This is a genomic window from Brucella ciceri (assembly GCF_041930145.1).
Taxonomy (GTDB): Bacteria; Pseudomonadota; Alphaproteobacteria; order Rhizobiales; family Rhizobiaceae; genus Brucella; species Brucella intermedia.
This window is the reverse complement of sequence record NZ_JBHEEV010000004.1, coordinates 246,584-264,382: the sequence shown is the minus strand read 5'-3', so window position 1 is coordinate 264,382 and position 17,799 is coordinate 246,584. Positions and strand designations below refer to the sequence as shown.

The following is a 17,799-nucleotide window of genomic DNA, read 5'->3' as shown; positions in this document are numbered from 1 at the left end:
TTTATATGGAAAACAATTTCGACGCAAGGACTTTTCATGCAGAATGGGCGGCGTAAGGGATTCGCAAATGAGCGCCGCACGCCTTACGGATGCACGAATAAGGTTCCAGACAGGAAGCCAAGCGTCGTGCATCCTGAAATCGGTTCCGATTTTCAGGCGCATGCGGAAATGGAAGGAGAGCAGAATGAGCGCAGGCACCAATCGCCAGAAGGCAATCGCCAAATCGCTGACGCTTCTGCTTCCGGCCGTCCCCTATTCGGACTCCGAACCTATCCGCGCCGCAGCACTTGCTCCGCATATGAAGACGCTGCCGCCTTCCACTGCCGTGTGGCTCGCGACCGTTGCGCATGTGCGCCATTCCCACACCGATTACGACGCGCTGCGCGACGAAGGCTATGACAGGGATTCGGCACGGTTCTTCGTTTTGGATGCGATCAACGCGAAACTCACCGAGTGGCGCGCCACACGGCTCGTCTCCCCGGAGGACGACGAAGCCGTGCAAATGTAAACCAGCCGGGATTTACTGTTTCGCCGCCGCACATTTGGGCCGGGTCAACCGCACGGTATATTGCCGTGGACCAACCATGCCTTGTGGTGTCGGCTGCGTGACGATCCTGGCCTTCAACCTGCATGTTCCGACCCGGACATCGTAAGAACCTGAATCCTGCCGGGTGATGCTCTGGATGGGCTGGCCCGGAAAGCGCTTTCCGACCGCCTCGGTCACGGAGGCGAGTTCCCGGCCTGCCTCGACATTCGGTGCGAGCACCGCATGAGCAGGGAAAGTAAGCAGCACCATGAATAGGGCCGCCCCCAAAAACGGGACCGCGAACGCATTATGCCTTTGCTTGAAATGCTCTGATCTCAGAAAATATTTCATGAAAACGCCCCATAAAAACTCCCGGATGATAGCGCATCGCGGAATACAAGGCCACACAATGCATTCAGGCCCGCAATCGTACCGATCCGGGCCTGAAAATATTCGAGCTTGGCGAATGTCAATCGACCGAACCGTGCCCTTGCAGATAGCCGTGCGTGCGCGGGTTCGGCATCATGATACTGACGACGAAGACGACCACCATGATCACGGTCACATACCAAAAGAAGCCGCTTTCCATGCCTTGCTGCTTGAACCACAGCGCCACATATTCCGCCGTGCCGCCAAAAATAGCGTTGGCGATCGCATAGGAAAAGCCGACGCCCAGCGCCCGCACTTCCGCCGGAAACAGTTCTGCCTTCACGATGCCGCTGATGGAGGTGTACATGCTGACGATCGCCAGCGCGATCACGATATAGATGAACGCCCAGAGCGGACTCTGAACCGAACCGATCAGCGTCAGGAGCGGAATCGTCGTCAGGATCGAAATACCGCCGAAGCCGATCATCATCGTCTTGCGCCCGATCCTGTCGGACAATGCGCCGAAGAGCGGCTGCATCAGCATATAGACCAGCAGCACGACGGTCATGGTTTCGCTGGCCGTTTCCTTGCTCATGCCAGCCGTGTTGACCAGATATTTCTGCATATAGGTGGTGAAAGTATAGAAGGCGAGCGAACCGCCAGCCGTGAAGCCGACCACAACGAGGAAAGCCTTGCGGTGGTTCTTCCAGATATTGGCGAAGCTGCCCGCCGCCTTGTTGCTGCGGGTTTCTTCCGTCGAGGTCTCGTGAAGGGTCCGCCGCAGGAAAAGCGCCACGATGGCCGCGACACCGCCAATGGCGAAAGGAATGCGCCAGCCCCAGGCGTGAAGCTCATCCGATGTCAGGAAGAACTGCAGCACCACGATCACCAGAACGGCAAGCAACTGCCCCCCGATCAGCGTGACATACTGGAACGAGGAAAAGAAGCCACGGCGACCGGCAAGCGCCACCTCGCTCATATAGGTAGCGGTGGTGCCGTACTCGCCACCGACGGAAAGCCCCTGCAAAAGCCGCACGATCAGCAACAGGAATGGTGCCGCAATGCCAATGCTCTGATAGGTCGGCAGAATGGCGATCGCGAAAGAACCGAGGCACATCATCGTGACCGAAATCAGCATGGATGTGCGTCGGCCGAGCCGGTCGGCAATGCGGCCAAAGAGCCAGCCGCCGATAGGGCGCATGAGGAAACCAGCCGCAAAAATCGCAGCCGCGTTCAACAGCTGGCTGGTCTGGTCTTCGGCGGGAAAAAACTGCGACGCGAAATAGAGCGCGCCGAAGGAATAGACGTAAAAATCGTACCACTCCACCAGATTGCCCGATGCGCTGGCCACGATGGCAAAGACGCGGCGGCGCGTGTCATGGGCATCATGTGCCGCTTCGATCTCGCCATTGGCGTCAGCATGCATTTCTGCATTGTTCATTCTGAAAACTCCCGATAGCGGGCAGTCTCGAACAGCCCGCAAGCCGCCGGTCCCAATGCGGGGATGACCGAAATCGGCGATTGTTTCACTTCACAAACATAAAAAGCGAACCGCGTTTCAGTCGAAAGGCAGCCTCGCATTTGAAATGTCCTCCCGGTCAAAATCATGCCGTCTGAATCGCTGGCGATGACAGGCGGTCCTTGAACCGGCGGTCTCGGTGTTCATTCCCAACGAAGAATATAAACGGAGCAAGAGCATCGAAACCGGCCTCCTGAACGAAATCGCGACGGGATGAAACGCATCACGGCGTTGCGATCACAGGCTCCATATCTAGAGCGGTTTCAGGATGCGGCCAGACCATAGGAACAAAATCGTTTGCATGCAATCTATTACAATATGAGAAATTGCTAAATGAAACGGCTGGCAGCGCCGCCTGCTCCAGACACGATGCAACCCCTTGAAATAACAAATAAATAATTGAGATCGCCCGCACGGGCAATCGATCAATTCCCCGTGTAGAGCGATCTTTGAGACAGTTATTTCTTTTGAGCGACCAGAAAAATACGCGGAAACCGCAACAGCACTTTTCCGTCGACCGTCGCTGGATAATGCGGCGTGATCTGCGCTTTATAAGCCTTCAGATAGTCGGCCTGTTCCTGCTCATCGAGCGGATCGAGAAAAGGCCGCAAACCTGTCCCCTTCACCCATTCCACAATGGCATCCACGCCATCCAGCGGATGGTTATAGATCGTATGCCATATATCGATCCGTGCAGCCTGGCGGGCCAGTGCGTTGTAATATTCCGCCACCGGCGGCAAAGGCTCCCTGCCCTCGGTGCCGATCTTGGCGGCAAAGGCTTCCGTTCTGGCCACGTCGCGCATGCCGACATGCGTGGGCTCACCCATATTATCCGGCATCTGGACGGCCAGCACTGCGCCGGGACGAAGCAGCGACAAGAGGCGCTTCATCTGCGCGATGTGATCGGGAAGCCACTGGAACACGGCATTGGAGAAAAGAACATCGGTCTGCGCGTCCGGCTCAAAGCTCGTCACGTCGCCGATGGTGAAATCGACATGCGGCAGGCGCGCCCGGGCCTTCTCGATCATGTCGGGTGATGTGTCGAAGCCGGAGACATGGGCGTCTGGCCAACGTTCGGCCAGAAGCTCCGTCGAATTGCCCGGGCCGCAGCCGATATCGACAACCTTGCGGGGCGCGTCGAGCGGTATCCGGGCCAGAAGATCACGCGCCGGGCGGCTGCGTTCGTCTTCAAACTTCAGATATTGCTTAGCGGACCAGTCTTTCATCCTGTCTCCCTTCATCAAACGAAAAGGCCGGTGCAATGCACCGGCCTTTGAGAGTAATTAACGAGTGAGCGGCTTATAGGTAACCCGCTTGGGGTTGACGCTATCCGGTCCAAGACGGCGGATCTTGTCGGCTTCGTAATCCTCGAAGTTTCCTTCGAACCATTCGACATGGCTGTCGCCTTCGAATGCGAGGATGTGCGTTGCCAGGCGGTCGAGGAACATACGATCGTGGCTGATGATAACGGCGCAGCCAGCGAAATTTTCCAGCGCATCTTCAAGCGCGCCGAGCGTTTCCGTATCGAGATCGTTGGTCGGTTCGTCGAGGAGCAGGACATTGCCGCCGGATTTCAGCATCTTGGCAAGGTGGACACGATTACGCTGACCGCCGGAAAGATTGCCGACCTTCTGCTGCTGGTCGCCGCCCTTGAAGTTGAACGCACCGCAATAAGCGCGGGAATTCATTTCAAACTTGCCGAGCTTGATGACGTCATTGCCGCCGGAAATTTCTTCCCACACGGTCTTGTTGGCGTCGAGCGCGTCGCGGCTCTGGTCCACATAGGAAAGGTGAACCGTGTCGCCGATGCGAACCGAACCCTTGTCCGGCTGCTCCTGCCCCGTCAGCATCTTGAAGAGCGTCGATTTACCGGCGCCGTTCGGGCCGATCACGCCGACAATGCCGCCAGCCGGAAGCTTGAAGCTCAGATCATCGATCAGCAGGCGGTCGCCAAAGCCCTTCGATAGGTTCTCAACCTCGATCACCACCTGACCCAGACGCTCGCCGACCGGGATGATGATCTGGGCGTCGCCGGGGCGGCGTTCTTCCGCGCTCTTGACCAGTTCGTCATAGGCCTTGATACGCGCCTTGGACTTGGCCTGACGCGCCTTCGGGCTTGCCGAAATCCACTCGCGTTCACGCGACAGCGCCTTTTCACGCGCTGCTTCCTCGCGGCCTTCCTGCTGCATGCGCTTGGCCTTGGCTTCCAGATAGGCCGAATAGTTGCCTTCATACGGAATGCCGCGACCACGATCGAGCTCGAGAATCCAGCCCGTCACATTGTCGAGGAAGTAACGGTCGTGGGTGATGATCAGCACCGAACCCGGATATTCGCGCAGGTGCTTTTCCAGCCATGCGGTCGTTTCGGCATCCAGATGGTTGGTCGGTTCGTCGAGAAGCAGCAGGTCGGGCTTGGAAAGCAGAAGCTTGCAAAGCGCCACGCGGCGCTTTTCACCGCCCGAAAGCTTGGACACGTCCGCATCACCCGGAGGGCAGCGCAGCGCTTCCATGGCCATTTCCACCTGGCTGTCCAGATCCCAGAGGTTCTGGCTGTCGATGATGTCCTGCAGCTTTGCGCCTTCATCCGCCGTTTCGTCGGAATAGTTCATCATCAGTTCATTGTAACGGTCGATGATCGCCTTCTTTTCAGCGACCCCTTCCATCACATTGCCGAGCACATCCTTGGACGGATCGAGTTCCGGTTCCTGCGGGAGATAACCGCAGGTCGCACCTTCGGCGAGCCACGCTTCGCCGGTATATTCCTTGTCGAGACCGGCCATGATCTTGAGCACGGTCGACTTACCGGCGCCGTTGGGACCGAGAATGCCGATCTTGGCGTCAGGGTAGAAGGAGAGATGAATGTTCTCCAGAATCTTCTTGTTGCCATAGGCCTTGTTGAGGCCGGACATGTGATAAATGAACTGGCGTGCCATAAAGCGCGTCGTCTCCGCAGGTTGAGAAGCGCGGGTCGCCGATCAGGTCGAACCGCGCGGAAATTGCTGAGGCGTATGTAGGCCAAATATGCCCCGGAAGCAAACGCCAACCCGCGAAATGGAAGCAGCCGGAACCACCGGTCCGCATCTGCTCGAGAAACAAATATAATGAAACCGGGCGCGGATATTTCCGTCACCCGGTTTCCCCTCTGGCCACCGTCCGCGAAAGTTTCCTCCCTTTCATCGGACGGCCTGCAAGTTATGACGTGAATTCTGTCTCTAGACGCCCCTGGATGCCCTTCAAAACCCCGTCTGCAAAGCTAGATTTGCCCAAGCTTTTGCGCTTTTCAAGCAGAATCTGCACAAAAAACGCTATTGCCTAAAATTCGTTCATCCGTCGATCCAATGCCTGTTTTAGCGACGCTGCATCGGGGAGATTGACTATTTGCACGGCATAAAATCAGATGGCGAAATGACGTTCAAAACCATTCATCATCTGCCGGTCGCAGACAAATCAGAACTTCCGTTCCGCACTGTCCGCGCCGCCATGCCGCGAGCGGTTGTCCAGCTGTGCCACGGCCTCGCCGAACATTCGGCGCGATACGAACGCTTCGCCTTCGCCCTCGCGGCGGCTGGCTACCACGTCTATATTCACGACCATCGCGGGCACGGCACCAATATCGGTGCTCATGCACCGAGAGGCATGTTCGCGCAAAAGCAGGGCCATATCGTGGCCATCGAGGACGTGCGAGCGCTCAACCGTCACATTCACGAGAAGCATCCGGGCTTGCCCATCGTGCTTTTCGGCCATTCCATGGGCGGGCTGATCGCGCTGAACTATGTGCTGGACCATGCCGACACAGTGGATGCGGCGGCGATCTGGAATGCAAATTTTGACGGTGGAGCGCAAAGCGCTGCGGCACTCGCACTTCTTTATATGGAGCGCATGCTGAAAGGCTCGGACGTTCCAAGCAGCATTCTGCCGAAAATGACCTTCCGCGCCTGGGGCCGGTCCATAAAGGGCCACCGCACGCTGTTCGACTGGCTTTCGCACGATGCAGCGGAGGTCGATGCCTATATCGCCGATCCGCTTTGCGGCTTCGACGCCAGCGTGGCGCTGTGGATCGACATTTTCCGGATGATCCGGCGCGGGGCCGACGACCGCAATTTCTCAAAGGTTCCGCGGGACATGCCGTTCAATCTGGTCGGCGGCGCTGAAGACCCGGCAACGGCGAACGGTGCCGCTGTGCAGAGGTTGGGGGAGAGAATGCGGAAGATGGGTTTCAAGCGTGTCGATTGCACGATCCTTCCCGGCACCCGCCACGAAAGCCTCAACGAGACCAACCGGGATCAGGTGATGCAGAATTTTCTGGATTGGCTGGCGGAGGCTCTTCCGTCACCGGCATTGACCAGCTAGAAAACGGCAGTCAACCGATCAATCGAGTTATTATCCGGGCCAGAACTCACGATTACTTGAACCGTCTTGGCTTTGCCATGCAATCAATGCTATGCAGCGCGCCTTGCGCGCTATCGGGTTTCCGGGCAGGTAAGCCGGGCTTAAGCAGATGGCGCGAGGAATGAAGGAACACTCCGCTTGGACACACCGACGATTTCTGTGGTTATCCCCTGCCGCAACGAAGCCGACAATCTTGCCTTTCTGCTGGATGAAGTCGATGCCGCCATGCAGGGCCGCGCATACGAAGTCATCGTCGTAGACGACGGTTCGACGGACTCGACCAGCGACGTACTCGCGGGCCGCATCCATGCGGGCAAGCCGCTTCGCCATCTGCGTCATGACCGTTCATCGGGCCAGAGCGCCGCAGTGCGATCCGGTGTTTTCGCAGCGCGCGGCAAGATCGTCGTGACCATGGATGGCGACGGGCAGAACAATCCCGCCTATCTCCCGGTTCTGGCGGATGCGCTGATCAAAGCCGGACCGGATTACGGCATTGCCGCCGGACAGCGCCTCAAGCGCACGGATACGAAACTCAAGCAGTTGTCGTCGCGCTTTGCCAATAATCTGCGCGGCGCGATCCTCAAGGACAAGACGCGCGATTCCGGCTGCGGCCTGAAAGCGCTGCACACCGACCTTTTCCGACAACTGCCTTTCTTCGATGGCTGGCATCGCTACCTTCCTGCGCTGGCGCTGCGCGAAGGCTACGATGTGGTGCATGTCGACGTGGTCGATCGCGAACGCCGCCACGGCAAATCCAATTACGGCATTCTGGACCGTGGAATGCGCGGGATTCTGGACCTTTATGGCGTCTGGTGGCTGCGCAAGCGCCGCAAGGTCGTTCCTCGCGTGAGGGAGATCACCCATGACTGATATTTTCAACAGCCTGTCGCAGTGGCTGCACGACGTTTTCGTGGCGCAGTGGGATGGCTGGATCGTGCTGGGCTTTGTCGCCCAGGCCTGTTTCACCATGCGCTTCGTGGTGCAGTGGCTCGCATCCGAAAAGGCAAGGCGCAGCGTCATGCCGGTGGCGTTCTGGTTCTTCTCGCTGTTCGGCGGCGCTTTGCTGCTGATCTATGCAATCCAGCGCAAAGACCCGGTCTTCATCGCCGGTCAGGGCCTCGGCCTCATCGTCTATATCCGCAATCTTTGGCTCATCGCCAACGAAAAGAAGCGGCTGACAGCCGGGGAGTAAACTCCCCCGGCTCGGAACTTCTGTTTTAGGCCCTCAGCGTCCGGCCCACTGAGCGATAGTCAAGCCCGGTACCGGCAATGTCCTCGGCCTTGTAAACATTGCGCAGATCGATCAGCACATTTCCGGCCATGACACCCGCCACCCGTTTCAGATCGAGCGCACGATAGGCGTTCCATTCCGTCAGCAGAGCCACGACACCCGCCCCCTCTGCAGCTTCATAGACTGAATTGCACCAGACAACATCGGGCAGCACCGCCCGGGCCGCGTCCATGGCTTCCGGGTCGTGGGCCTGAACCTTGATTCCGGCCTTCTGAATGGCCGCGATAATGTCGAGCGCGGGAGACTCGCGAATATCGTCGGTGTTCGGCTTGAAGGCGACGCCGAGAACAGCAACCCTGTCCGCACCGCTCTCCTTGGCGGCGGTCACGATCCGTTCCGCCATGGATTGCTTGCGGGTTTCATTGACCGCTATAACCTGCTCGATCAGCGACTGACGCGCCTCGTATTTCTTGCCGGTTGCAGCAAAGGCGCGCGTATCTTTCGGGAAGCACGATCCGCCGAAACCCGGTCCGGCATGCAGGAACTTGGAGCCGATACGATTATCCATGCCGATGGCGCGAGCCACTTCCTGCACATTGCCGCCGGTCTTCTCGCAAAGGTCGGCGACCTCGTTGATGAAAGTCACCTTCATGGCCAGAAAGGCATTGGCCGCATATTTGATGATTTCCGCATTTTCCAGCGAGGTGACGACCATCGGCGTTTCACGCAGGTAAAGCGGACGATAGAGGCGCTGCATTGCGGCCTTGCCGCTCTCGTCCTCCACGCCGACGACAACACGGTCGGGTCGCATGAAATCCTCGATTGCCGAACCTTCCCGCAGAAACTCCGGATTGGACACCATCGAGAATGGCACACCCGGATTGGCGGCCTTGATGCGGTCGCGTATGCGCGCATTGGTGCCGACTACGACTGTCGACTTGATGACGACGACGGCGCCGGGCTTCATGGCGGCAGCGATTTCGTCCGCAGCAGCCTCGATATATTGCAGGTCCGCCTCACCATCGCCGCGACGGGACGGCGTGCCGACCGCAATGAAGATGACATCGGCATCCGCGACGCTTGCCGGAAGGTCAGTGCTGAACTCCAGCCGGCCATCGCGAATGTTGCGGGTCATCAACTCATCGAGCCCCGGCTCGAAGATGGTGACCTTACCGGCCTTCAGCCGTTCGATGATCGACGGATTCTTGTCGACGCAGGTGACGTGAAAGCCGAATTCGGCAAAACACACACCCGAAACCAGCCCCACATAGCCCGTTCCGATCATCGCCAGCTTCATATGTTCAGTCCTTCAGTTTGCCTTCGCGAGAGCCTGATGAGATTCCGGCTCCGGTTTGCCGGAAATGGAGGCGTTAGAGAACCGGAGCATCGTTCACTTAAAGTTACATGCGGACCGGAAGCGTCAAACAACACCATTTGCAGGCTGCCAGAACCGAAATATCGGTAGGATCACAGCCATTTGTCGTAGTCCGACACCAGCAGATGCAGCGGCTTCTCGTTTTCTTCGATATTCGAAAAGCGGCCGATCGGCTCGCGGAAAATATTGTCAGTCAGGTCGTCATTGACGGTCGAAACTTCACCGATCAACACGTCACCGCCCTCGCCCCAGAAGGCATGCCAGTTCCCGGGCAGCAGCGTCACGCTTTCACCGGGCTGCAGCTTCAGGTGAGCGCCGGCCTTCTGCGTCACAAGGCGTCCGTCGGTCGCAACCGTCACGTCGGTTTCCTCGTCCACGCTGCCGTCGGACCGCGAATTGAACAGTTCGAGCACCAGCGTGCCGCCACCACGATTGATGATGTCTTCCGCCTTCACCACATGGCGATGCATCGGGGAAAGCTGGTTTTTGCGCGAGATCATGATCTTCTCGGCATAGAGCATGCCGCCACCCCGCTTGAGGTCCTCGGCATTGCCGTTCCGCGTGGTGAAGAGGAACAGTCCGAGATCGGCGAACTTGCCCTGTCCGTAGTCCGTAATATCCCAGCCGAGACGCGCATCGCGGATTGCACGCGCATCAGACGAGGTGCGTGTCTTCAGTTCCTCGGGCGACCAATAGGCGAAGGGCGGCATGACATAGCCGAAAGAGCGGATGAAAGCGTCGCTTTCGCGGATGATTTCGTTGATTTCAGAACGTTTCATGGCCACCGAGCCTCCCATGGAATGAAACAGATTGGGATATGGTTGACGTGGTAACTGGCTTTTAAACCAATTTGCAATCCCGGAAACGCTCCGCAGGCGCATGTAACACACATTTGCGATGATCTGGCTGCTCCGCAAAAGCGACATTTTGGCGTGTCGTCTTTACGCGAAAACCATGTCGCATCCCAATGCGCGTTTAGAATAGTTCAGTGATTGAATCAGGATAACGGAAGCCAGTTCACAGACCTCGGGAGATGTGGGCAAGCCATTGAGATAACGGGACAAGCCGTGCTTCCGGAAGACAAAGGGAACACCGGATCGAGCCATAGTCGCTGCGAGAACAGCAGAAGGGCCGATCCAAGATGGAAAGCAAGGGTTCGAGGCTATGGACGTTCGCAACGAAATGCTGGGGCTGTTGACCGGGCGCGACCCCAATTTCAGCCTGGAGCAGAAATTCTACACCGATCCTGAATATTACAAGCAGGATCTGGAGAACATTTTCTACAAGGACTGGCTGTTTGTCGGCCACGACTGCGAGCTGCCGAAGACCGGTTCCTACATGACCGTGCAGATCGGCGCTTACCCTGTTGTCATCGTTCGCGACGTGCAGGGCGGCATTCGTGCTTTCCACAATTCCTGCCGCCATCGCGGCTCGCGCATCTGCGCTGCCGAAAAGGGCACTGCCGCAAAGCTGGTCTGCCCCTATCACCAGTGGACTTACGAACTGGACGGACGCCTGCTCTTCGCACGTCAGGTCGGCCCGGACTTCAAGCCAGCCGAATACGGCCTGAAGCCGGTTCATTGTGAAACCGTCGCCGGCTATATCTATGTCTGCGTGGCCGACGAAGCCCCCGATTTTGCTTCCTTCCGCAATCTGGTCGAGCCTTATCTCGCACCGCACAATATCAAGGACGCGAAGGTCGCCTTCGAAAGCTCTATCATCGAGAAGGGCAACTGGAAGCTCGTCTGGGAAAACAATCGCGAGTGCTATCACTGCGCCGCCAACCATCCCGAACTCTGCCGCACCTATCCGGAAGCGCCGTCGGCAACCGGCGTGCAGGGCGTCATGGAAGACCCGGAGATCAACCAGCTTTGGAAGAACTGCGCCAGCGTCGGCCTGCCAGCACAATTCAACATGTCGGAAGACGGCCGCTATCGCATCACCCGCATCCCGCTTCTGCGCGACGCAGTGAGCTACACGATGTCCGGCAAGGCCGCGGTGAAGAAGCCTCTGAGCGATCAGGTGGCTGGCGGCACGAATATCGGCGCCATGCTGCTGTTCAACTATCCGTCGACCTGGAACCATCTGATGGCGGACCACGCGATTTCCTTCCGCGTTCTGCCGATCAGCGCCGAGGAAACGCTTGTCACCACCAAATGGCTCGTTCACAAGGATGCGGTCGAAGGTGTGGATTACGATCTCGACGAACTGACCCATGTCTGGATACAGACAAACGATCAGGACCGGCAGATCGTGGAAGAAAACGCCGTCGGCATCCGGTCGCCCGCCTATCAGCCCGGCCCTTACTCGGTCGAACATGAAGGCGGCGTGATGCAGTTCCTCGAATGGTACACCAACACGATGACGCCGCGCCTGCGTGGCGAAGCGGCAAAGCTCAGCCGCGTCGCCTGATACCGTAATATGAAGCGAGAAGTGAGAAGGCCATGCAGCCTCTGAAATATCTGGATGAGATGCTGCCGTGGAACGACAGGTTGCAGATGCTGGAATGCATCTCGGCCATCGAAGAAGCGCCAGACGTCATGACCTTCTCCTTCAAGACTGCCGAGGACAACTGGTTCCGCTATACGCCGGGCCAGTTCGTCACCCTTGAACTGCCGATTGAACGGGCCGACGGGCTGGGGCCGGTACTGCGGACCTATACGCTGTCCTCGACCCCTTCCCGTCCCTACCATATCTCCGTCACCGTCAAGGCGCAGAAGGGCAGCATCGGCACGCGCTGGATGCTCGACAATCTGCGCCCGCCGATGAAGATCAAGGCTTACGGGCCGAATGGCGATTTCTCGCTCGCCAACCATCCCGGCGAAAAATATCTCTTCGTCTCCGCCGGTTCCGGCATAACGCCGATGGTCTCCATGACCCGCTGGCTCTTCGATTGTGCACCTGCGACCGACGTCGCCTTCATCAACTGCGCCCGCACGCCGGACGACATCATTTTCCGCCGGGAGCTGGAACTGCTTTCGGGCCGCATGGAAGCCATGCGGCTGGCCTTTATCGTCGAGCAATCCTCGGCGCGCCATGTCTGGCCGGGCCTGCATGGGCGCATCGACCGCGCCCGGCTCGAACTGCTTGCGCCAGATTTCCTGCACCGCACGGTTTTCTGCTGCGGCCCGGAGCCGTTCATGAACGGCGTGCGCGGCCTGCTGGAAGATGCCGGCTTCAACATGGCCAACTACCATCAGGAAAGCTTTAATCCGGCGAGCGAGATTTCGTCCGTTCCGCTGCCTTCAACACTTTCCGAGACGGCTGCGGCAGCAGCCCCCGCCGCCCCGGCGGTAGCGTCCGCCAGCGTCGTCTTCAGCCTTTCCGGCGTGGAAGTGGAATGCACCGAAAACGACACGATCCTGCTTGCGGCACGCAATGGCGGTCTCAAGATTCCGAGCGCTTGCGAGTTCGGCATCTGCGGCACCTGCAAGGTGAAGTGCCTCGGCGGCGAGACCGAAATGAACCACAATGGCGGCATCCGCGATGACGAGATCGCGGAAGGCTATATCCTCGCCTGCTGCAGCCGCCCCCGGGGCCGCGTGGAGATTGATGCCTGACCTTGCAGTCACAGCACGAGTTCTGGAAGAGGCTTAGGCTTTTTTCAGAAACTCGGTCCGCAGCACCAATCCCTTGACCTGCTTGGTGCTGCAATCGACTTCCGCCGGATTTCCGGTAAGGCGAATGCCCTTGACCAGCGTTCCCCGCTTCAATGTGGTGGAGGTTCCCTTCACCTTCAGGTCCTTGATGAGCGTGACGGAATCGCCGTCATTCAATTGGGTGCCATTGCTGTCGCGGACGATTACATCTGTCATGATGGTTTCCTGTCTCGTGTCTGATCTGGCTCGTCCGTAGCACCCTTGCCGATGTTATACCAGAACGCGGCTTATTGCTGGCCTCGCAAAACCTCTCCGGCTCTTGCCGTGGCACGCATCTTGTCCGAAAACCGGTTCCCACTTTCCAGGATGCGCTCTATATCTGGTTGCAAAACAAGCCAAGCGGGAGCGCTTCATGATCGGTCATGCACTTGTGGTTATCGACGTCCAGAATGATTTCTGCCCCGGCGGTTCGCTGGCGGTTGATCGCGGCGATGAAATCATTCCGACCGTCAACCGGCTGATTGAGAAAAGCGAAAACGTCATCCTCACGCAGGACTGGCACCCCGCCAACCATTCAAGCTTCGCTTCGACCCACCCTCGCGCCAGGCCTTTCGATACGGTCGAAATGGCCTATGGCCTGCAGACACTCTGGCCCGACCATTGTGTGCAAGGCAGCCGCGGAGCGGATTTCCACCCGGACCTGCAATGGACGCGGGCGCAGCTCGTCATCCGCAAGGGCTTTCGCATCGGCATCGACAGCTATTCAGCATTCTTCGAGAACGATCATAAAACGCCGACCGGCCTTGGCGGATATTTGCGCGAACGCAATATCGGCTCGCTCACCCTGGTGGGCCTCGCCACCGATTTCTGCGTCGCTTATTCGGCGCTCGATGCCGTGGCCCAGGGCTTTCAGGTGCGCGTCCGTCTCGATGCCTGCCGCGGCATCGACCTCAACGGCTCGATGGACATCATGCTCGAAAGGATGAAACAGGCTGGCGTCGAGCTGATCGACGAGCCTGTTTCGGCATCCCACTTACTCTAGCTCGCCGTCCGGCATGGCGATAAAGATCAGCACGGCGATGATGGTGATGAAGAACCGGAACGCGGATTCGATCCCGTTCCAGGTTTGCGACATCCACATGCCGAACCATTCCCCGCCGACCGACATGAAGCCGACCTGCCAGACCAGAAAGCCGAGCGACAGCCCGGCAATGGCCCACTTCTTGGAGCGGTTGAAGCTCGCCGCCCGGTCGGTCAGGCGGCCAAGCATGGCAAAAGCCCCGATCCAGCACAGGATCGCCGTCAGCGTTTCCGCCGCAATGATCAGAATATAGGCGGCATTGTGCAGCATCGGATTATCGATGGCACGGTACTTGATCGTGGCATCGGGAAAGATCGTGTCCATCATCAAAACGTGCTGCACGAAGGCGAAATTGGTATCGTAATCGGTGATATTGCCGAACGAAACCAGCGTTGCGAAAAAGGCTATTGCCGCCACGAAGGCGGTCTTGCTCAACCGTGTAACGACCATGGAAACATGCCCTCCCCAGTGAAGCCGCATCGCTGCATTCGAGACGACCCGCGGCAAATTGCGAAACCCATCGCAATGATCAATGGTCCTCAACTCCGGCGATTCGGTCAAGACCAACAAAAAAGGGCAGCGTAAGCTGCCCCTTTGTTCAGACTGCACGAGGCAAGGCTAGAGCATTTCCAGCAAAAGTGTGAAACGGTTTTGCGTTGGATAATGCGATAAAACAAATAGTTAGAGCGGTTCCGGCGATTCTTCAGAACAGGAACCGCTCTAATGCCCTGTGACCTCTTCGGCTTCTTCCTGCCAGTTCGGATTGAGCCGGTTGTAGCGCAGCGAAGACATGAACGAGAGACCGATCAGGGCCGCACCGATAAGGCCGGTGATGACTTCCGGAATATGCACCAGTGTCTGGACATACATGATGACCGCCAGAACCAGGATTGCATAGAAAGCGCCATGCTCAAGATAGCGGTACTGGCCAAGCGTCTTGCGCTCGACAAGCATGATGGTGAGCGAACGCACATAAAACGCGCCGATGCCAAGGCCAATGGCGATAATGAACAGGTTCGTGGTGAGCGCGAAGGCACCGATAACACCGTCGAACGAGAAGCTGGCATCCAGAACTTCCAGATAGATGAAGGCGCCAAGACCGCCGCGATGGACCATGTCCATCTGTTCCTGCGTCGCATCCAGCACCTCGCCCAGCCCTTCGACAGCAAGGAAGGTCAGAAGACCGAACAGCGCCGCAATCAGGAATGTGTGTGAATGCTCGGCATCCAGCTGGTAGGAGAAGAAGATGATCAGCGCGATTGCGACCCCGATTTCCACTCCCTGCACGGAAGCGAACTTCGACATGCGGCTTTCGATGGCCTTGATCCAGTGCACATCCTTTTCGACATCGAAGAAGTACTTCATGCCGACCATCAGCAGGAACGTACCGCCGAAGGCGGCGATGCCGGTGTGCGATTCCGAGATCACACGGGCATATTCATCGGGCTGCCAGATGGCGAGTTTCAGCGCCGAGATCGGATCGGTCCACATGGCAACCGCGACGATGGCCAGCGGGAAGATGATGCGCATGCCGAAAACGGCAATGATAATGCCCCAGGTCAGAAAGCGGTGCTGCCATTCCGGCGTCATGTCGCGCAGGATGCGCGCATTGACGATGGCGTTATCAAAGGAAAGCGAAATTTCCAGAACGCTGAGAACCGCACAGATGATGAAGACGGAGACCATTCCCCCAAAAGTGCCGGTCATTTCGTAACCGAGCCAGACGGCACCTGCGAGACCCAATACGGTAAAAACCATGGGCCAGATAAAATAGCGAAGAGTGGCCATTGCAAACCATCGGATTATTATTGTTATCAAACGGAAACAGGCAATGGACACCGTGCAACAAACCCGCGAAGCGAAGCCCGCTTCCCGCATCCGTTCTACCTGACCACTGCTCTTCCCGCCAAGGCGTATCGGCTATGTAAGTAGCATGTCAGATGCAAACAAGAGAAAGCGTGGCAATAAATTGGCAATTTTGCGGATTTGATGTGCTGAAATATTTCGTTACTATTCCGTGATACTAAAGTCGAAACCGCCCGCCGTCTCCTGCCTCGCTCCCGGCAGTAAAATCCTCTCCACATGATCGCTTTGTACGAATTGTCACGTGGTAAAAACTTAATCTCAACATAGATTCCGGGTGCGGATCGCGGTCAGCAACGGCTGCGCACTTTTACAGGAATGAAGGAACTCAGCAGATGATTGCTCCGGAAGAACTGCAGCGCCGAATTGAGAAAAGGCTTGCCGAGAGCAGTTTTACACAACCCGAACTGCTTATCCGCCGGGCACACCGCGTGGCGCTCGAAGGCAAGAACGGATCGGCCTCCGACGCCAACGCGCTGCTGAAGGAAGCCGGTTCGCAGATCGGTCTGCAGGAACTGACCGAAATCATCGACCATAGGCCCTGGCTGCTCGAAATCATTATCAACAGCGCAGGAAAAAGCGGCAGCAATTCCGGCCATCACTAGCTTGCGACAATTGGCGGGAAAGATGCGTATTTGCGCTGATAGACTGACTTTCAGGCAGCAACGGCAGAAGAGCGCCGCGCAGCGCTGCCACCAATAAATTGCAACGCCTGTTTAAATCAACAGAACAAACCTCAGTACAAGTAAGAATTTTCATTTTATTTCCCAAAGCGATTAACATATATATGGAGAACGATTTGAGTCCGATGTATTATCAGGAATGCTAATACATAGTTGAGGGGGTTTTTTCAGTGAAAGACGGAAAATCACGTAACCAGAACGGGAATTTACTGTTAAAATTTTACAGAAGTATTATATTAGCATCGACTGTTTTAATTGGAACATCAACGGCATCGCTCGCGGCCGATGCCGTAACAGCACAACCAGAAATTCAGGACCAGCAGCGCTGGCAGGTGATTGTCAGCCCCTATCTCTGGGGCGCGTCGCTCAATGGTAGCGCCGGATTGCTTGGCCGCAGCACCGACGTGAATATGCCGTTCAGCGAGATTTTCGACAATCTCGATATGGGCGTGATGGGCAATGTCGATATCACCAACGGCACGTTCGGCTTTTTCATTGACGGGCAGTACGTCAAGACCAGCCAGGACGAAAGCCTCCGCGACAATGAGCTTGCTCTCGACATCAAGACAGCGAGCCTGTCGGCTGGCGCTTACTATCGCGTCTATGAGCAGCAGCTCGAAGGAACGACACTGTTCGGGAACCAGCGCGTCTTCGCAATTGAACCGACGGTCGGCGTTCGCTGGACAAAGCTTGAAGCAGGATTGCAGGTTGGCCGCTTCAGCGAAACGAGCAAGGTGGAATGGACAGACCCGTTTGTGGGGACGCGCGTCTTCTATGATATCAACGATCGCTGGAACATTTTCGCGGAAGCCGACATTGGCGGCTTTGGAGCTGGCACCAAGCTCAGCGCCAACGGCCAGATCTATCTGGGTTACCGCACGATGGTTTTCGACGTGCCCACGACGTTCCGCGTCGGTTATCGGGCCCTCTACCAGGATTACAAGGACAACGATACGATTGCGAAGTTCAAGTATGACGTGACCCAGCACGGGCCGGTCGTCGGCTTCTCCGTCTCGTTCTGATCGCGTTAGATTTGATCTCACTTGTTCGACCCGCCGGCCCGACCGGCGGGTTTTGCTATACGCCCCGTTTCGATTGGCAGTATGCCTGCCCAAGACGGGTAATGATCAGGCGCCGGATTGACAGGCCTTCGGCCTAAGTAAA

General features: G+C 57.4%; 18 protein-coding genes. 9 read left to right on the top strand and 9 right to left on the bottom strand.

Features of this window, described 5'->3' with window-relative positions:
• Window positions 1-184: 184 nt before the first annotated feature.
• Entirely contained in the window at window positions 185-508 is a 324-nt protein-coding gene (locus JNC63_RS10035; protein ID WP_063620838.1) for a DUF2293 domain-containing protein, read from the top strand.
• A 12-nt stretch (window positions 509-520) separates the two neighbouring features.
• On the opposite strand, the gene JNC63_RS10030 is transcribed toward JNC63_RS10035, so the two are convergent.
• From JNC63_RS10030 to ettA, 4 genes are all read right to left on the bottom strand, one after another.
• Entirely contained in the window at window positions 521-796 is a 276-nt protein-coding gene (locus JNC63_RS10030; protein WP_245670681.1) for a hypothetical protein, read from the bottom strand.
• Between the two features lie 199 nt (window positions 797-995).
• Window positions 996-2,336, bottom strand: a complete 1,341-nt coding sequence (locus JNC63_RS10025; protein WP_022568328.1) for an MFS family transporter — start codon at window positions 2,334-2,336, stop codon at window positions 996-998.
• A 536-nt stretch (window positions 2,337-2,872) separates the two neighbouring features.
• The gene (gene tam, locus JNC63_RS10020; protein ID WP_063620832.1) at window positions 2,873-3,640 is read right to left on the bottom strand and encodes a trans-aconitate 2-methyltransferase; all 768 of its coding nucleotides are present in this window, start codon (window positions 3,638-3,640) and stop codon (window positions 2,873-2,875) included.
• 57 nt (window positions 3,641-3,697) lie between these two features.
• Complete coding sequence (gene ettA, locus JNC63_RS10015) at window positions 3,698-5,347, bottom strand: energy-dependent translational throttle protein EttA (protein ID WP_006467247.1); 1,650 nt, start codon at window positions 5,345-5,347, stop codon at window positions 3,698-3,700.
• A gap of 472 nt (window positions 5,348-5,819) precedes the next feature.
• On the opposite strand from ettA, the gene JNC63_RS10010 reads away from it, so the two are divergent.
• The 3 genes from JNC63_RS10010 (at window position 5,820) to JNC63_RS10000 (ending at window position 7,995) form a co-directional block, all read left to right on the top strand.
• Window positions 5,820-6,764 (top strand): alpha/beta fold hydrolase, encoded by a 945-nt coding sequence (locus JNC63_RS10010; RefSeq protein WP_063620948.1) that lies wholly within the window; start codon window positions 5,820-5,822, stop codon window positions 6,762-6,764.
• A gap of 177 nt (window positions 6,765-6,941) precedes the next feature.
• Window positions 6,942-7,673, top strand: a complete 732-nt coding sequence (locus tag JNC63_RS10005) for a glycosyltransferase family 2 protein (RefSeq protein WP_006467249.1) — start codon at window positions 6,942-6,944, stop codon at window positions 7,671-7,673.
• Entirely contained in the window at window positions 7,666-7,995 is a 330-nt protein-coding gene (locus JNC63_RS10000; RefSeq protein ID WP_006467250.1) for a lipid-A-disaccharide synthase N-terminal domain-containing protein, read from the top strand. The genes JNC63_RS10005 and JNC63_RS10000 overlap by 8 nt, the downstream gene beginning before the upstream one ends.
• Window positions 7,996-8,020: 25 nt before the next feature.
• On the opposite strand, the gene JNC63_RS09995 is transcribed toward JNC63_RS10000, so the two are convergent.
• Together JNC63_RS09995 and JNC63_RS09990 are read right to left on the bottom strand one after the other, a co-directional pair.
• Window positions 8,021-9,331: a UDP-glucose dehydrogenase family protein gene (locus JNC63_RS09995; RefSeq protein WP_063620830.1), complete on the bottom strand. Its 1,311-nt coding sequence runs from the start codon at window positions 9,329-9,331 to the stop codon at window positions 8,021-8,023.
• Window positions 9,332-9,501: 170 nt separating this feature from the next.
• A complete protein-coding gene (locus JNC63_RS09990) occupies window positions 9,502-10,188 on the bottom strand; it encodes a D-lyxose/D-mannose family sugar isomerase (RefSeq protein WP_063620828.1) in 687 nt (228 codons plus the stop codon).
• 385 nt (window positions 10,189-10,573) lie between these two features.
• On the opposite strand from JNC63_RS09990, the gene JNC63_RS09985 reads away from it, so the two are divergent.
• Entirely contained in the window at window positions 10,574-11,821 is a 1,248-nt protein-coding gene (locus tag JNC63_RS09985; RefSeq protein WP_063620826.1) for an aromatic ring-hydroxylating oxygenase subunit alpha, read from the top strand.
• Window positions 11,822-11,853: 32 nt separating this feature from the next.
• Window positions 11,854-12,969, top strand: coding sequence for an FAD-binding oxidoreductase (locus tag JNC63_RS09980; protein WP_063620824.1), 1,116 nt, complete (start codon window positions 11,854-11,856; stop codon window positions 12,967-12,969).
• A gap of 33 nt (window positions 12,970-13,002) precedes the next feature.
• On the opposite strand, the gene JNC63_RS09975 is transcribed toward JNC63_RS09980, so the two are convergent.
• Complete coding sequence (locus JNC63_RS09975; protein WP_006467255.1) at window positions 13,003-13,224, bottom strand: alkylphosphonate utilization protein; 222 nt, start codon at window positions 13,222-13,224, stop codon at window positions 13,003-13,005.
• Between the two features lie 196 nt (window positions 13,225-13,420).
• On the opposite strand from JNC63_RS09975, the gene pncA reads away from it, so the two are divergent.
• On the top strand, window positions 13,421-14,050 hold the full coding sequence (gene pncA / locus JNC63_RS09970; RefSeq protein WP_063620822.1) for a bifunctional nicotinamidase/pyrazinamidase: 630 nt from the start codon (window positions 13,421-13,423) through the stop codon (window positions 14,048-14,050).
• On the opposite strand, the gene JNC63_RS09965 is transcribed toward pncA, so the two are convergent.
• Both JNC63_RS09965 and JNC63_RS09960 read right to left on the bottom strand, forming a co-directional pair.
• Window positions 14,042-14,539 carry a DUF2165 family protein gene (locus tag JNC63_RS09965; protein WP_021586908.1) on the bottom strand — a complete coding sequence of 166 codons (498 nt, stop codon included), beginning with the start codon at window positions 14,537-14,539 and terminating at the stop codon, window positions 14,042-14,044. The two genes, pncA and JNC63_RS09965, sit on opposite strands and share 9 nt — an antisense overlap.
• Window positions 14,540-14,809: 270 nt before the next feature.
• Entirely contained in the window at window positions 14,810-15,877 is a 1,068-nt protein-coding gene (locus JNC63_RS09960) for a DUF475 domain-containing protein (RefSeq protein WP_021586909.1), read from the bottom strand.
• Window positions 15,878-16,287: 410 nt separating this feature from the next.
• On the opposite strand from JNC63_RS09960, the gene JNC63_RS09955 reads away from it, so the two are divergent.
• Together JNC63_RS09955 and JNC63_RS09950 are read left to right on the top strand one after the other, a co-directional pair.
• A complete protein-coding gene (locus tag JNC63_RS09955) occupies window positions 16,288-16,557 on the top strand; it encodes a hypothetical protein (protein ID WP_063620820.1) in 270 nt (89 codons plus the stop codon).
• Window positions 16,558-16,865: 308 nt separating this feature from the next.
• Window positions 16,866-17,657, top strand: coding sequence for a hypothetical protein (locus JNC63_RS09950; protein ID WP_374846330.1), 792 nt, complete (start codon window positions 16,866-16,868; stop codon window positions 17,655-17,657).
• Window positions 17,658-17,799 lie beyond the last annotated feature (142 nt).

Coding starts and splice junctions, on each gene's coding strand:
- JNC63_RS10035 (WP_063620838.1), top strand. CDS start 185: ATGAGCGCAGGCACCAATCGCCAGAAGGCAATCGCCAAATCGCTGACG.
- JNC63_RS10030 (WP_245670681.1), bottom strand. CDS start 796: ATGGTGCTGCTTACTTTCCCTGCTCATGCGGTGCTCGCACCGAATGTC.
- JNC63_RS10025 (WP_022568328.1), bottom strand. CDS start 2,336: ATGAACAATGCAGAAATGCATGCTGACGCCAATGGCGAGATCGAAGCG.
- tam (WP_063620832.1), bottom strand. CDS start 3,640: ATGAAAGACTGGTCCGCTAAGCAATATCTGAAGTTTGAAGACGAACGC.
- ettA (WP_006467247.1), bottom strand. CDS start 5,347: ATGGCACGCCAGTTCATTTATCACATGTCCGGCCTCAACAAGGCCTAT.
- JNC63_RS10010 (WP_063620948.1), top strand. CDS start 5,820: ATGACGTTCAAAACCATTCATCATCTGCCGGTCGCAGACAAATCAGAA.
- JNC63_RS10000 (WP_006467250.1), top strand. CDS start 7,666: ATGACTGATATTTTCAACAGCCTGTCGCAGTGGCTGCACGACGTTTTC.
- JNC63_RS09995 (WP_063620830.1), bottom strand. CDS start 9,331: ATGAAGCTGGCGATGATCGGAACGGGCTATGTGGGGCTGGTTTCGGGT.
- JNC63_RS09990 (WP_063620828.1), bottom strand. CDS start 10,188: ATGAAACGTTCTGAAATCAACGAAATCATCCGCGAAAGCGACGCTTTC.
- JNC63_RS09985 (WP_063620826.1), top strand. CDS start 10,574: ATGGACGTTCGCAACGAAATGCTGGGGCTGTTGACCGGGCGCGACCCC.
- JNC63_RS09980 (WP_063620824.1), top strand. CDS start 11,854: ATGCAGCCTCTGAAATATCTGGATGAGATGCTGCCGTGGAACGACAGG.
- JNC63_RS09975 (WP_006467255.1), bottom strand. CDS start 13,224: ATGACAGATGTAATCGTCCGCGACAGCAATGGCACCCAATTGAATGAC.
- pncA (WP_063620822.1), top strand. CDS start 13,421: ATGATCGGTCATGCACTTGTGGTTATCGACGTCCAGAATGATTTCTGC.
- JNC63_RS09965 (WP_021586908.1), bottom strand. CDS start 14,539: ATGGTCGTTACACGGTTGAGCAAGACCGCCTTCGTGGCGGCAATAGCC.
- JNC63_RS09960 (WP_021586909.1), bottom strand. CDS start 15,877: ATGGCCACTCTTCGCTATTTTATCTGGCCCATGGTTTTTACCGTATTG.
- JNC63_RS09955 (WP_063620820.1), top strand. CDS start 16,288: ATGATTGCTCCGGAAGAACTGCAGCGCCGAATTGAGAAAAGGCTTGCC.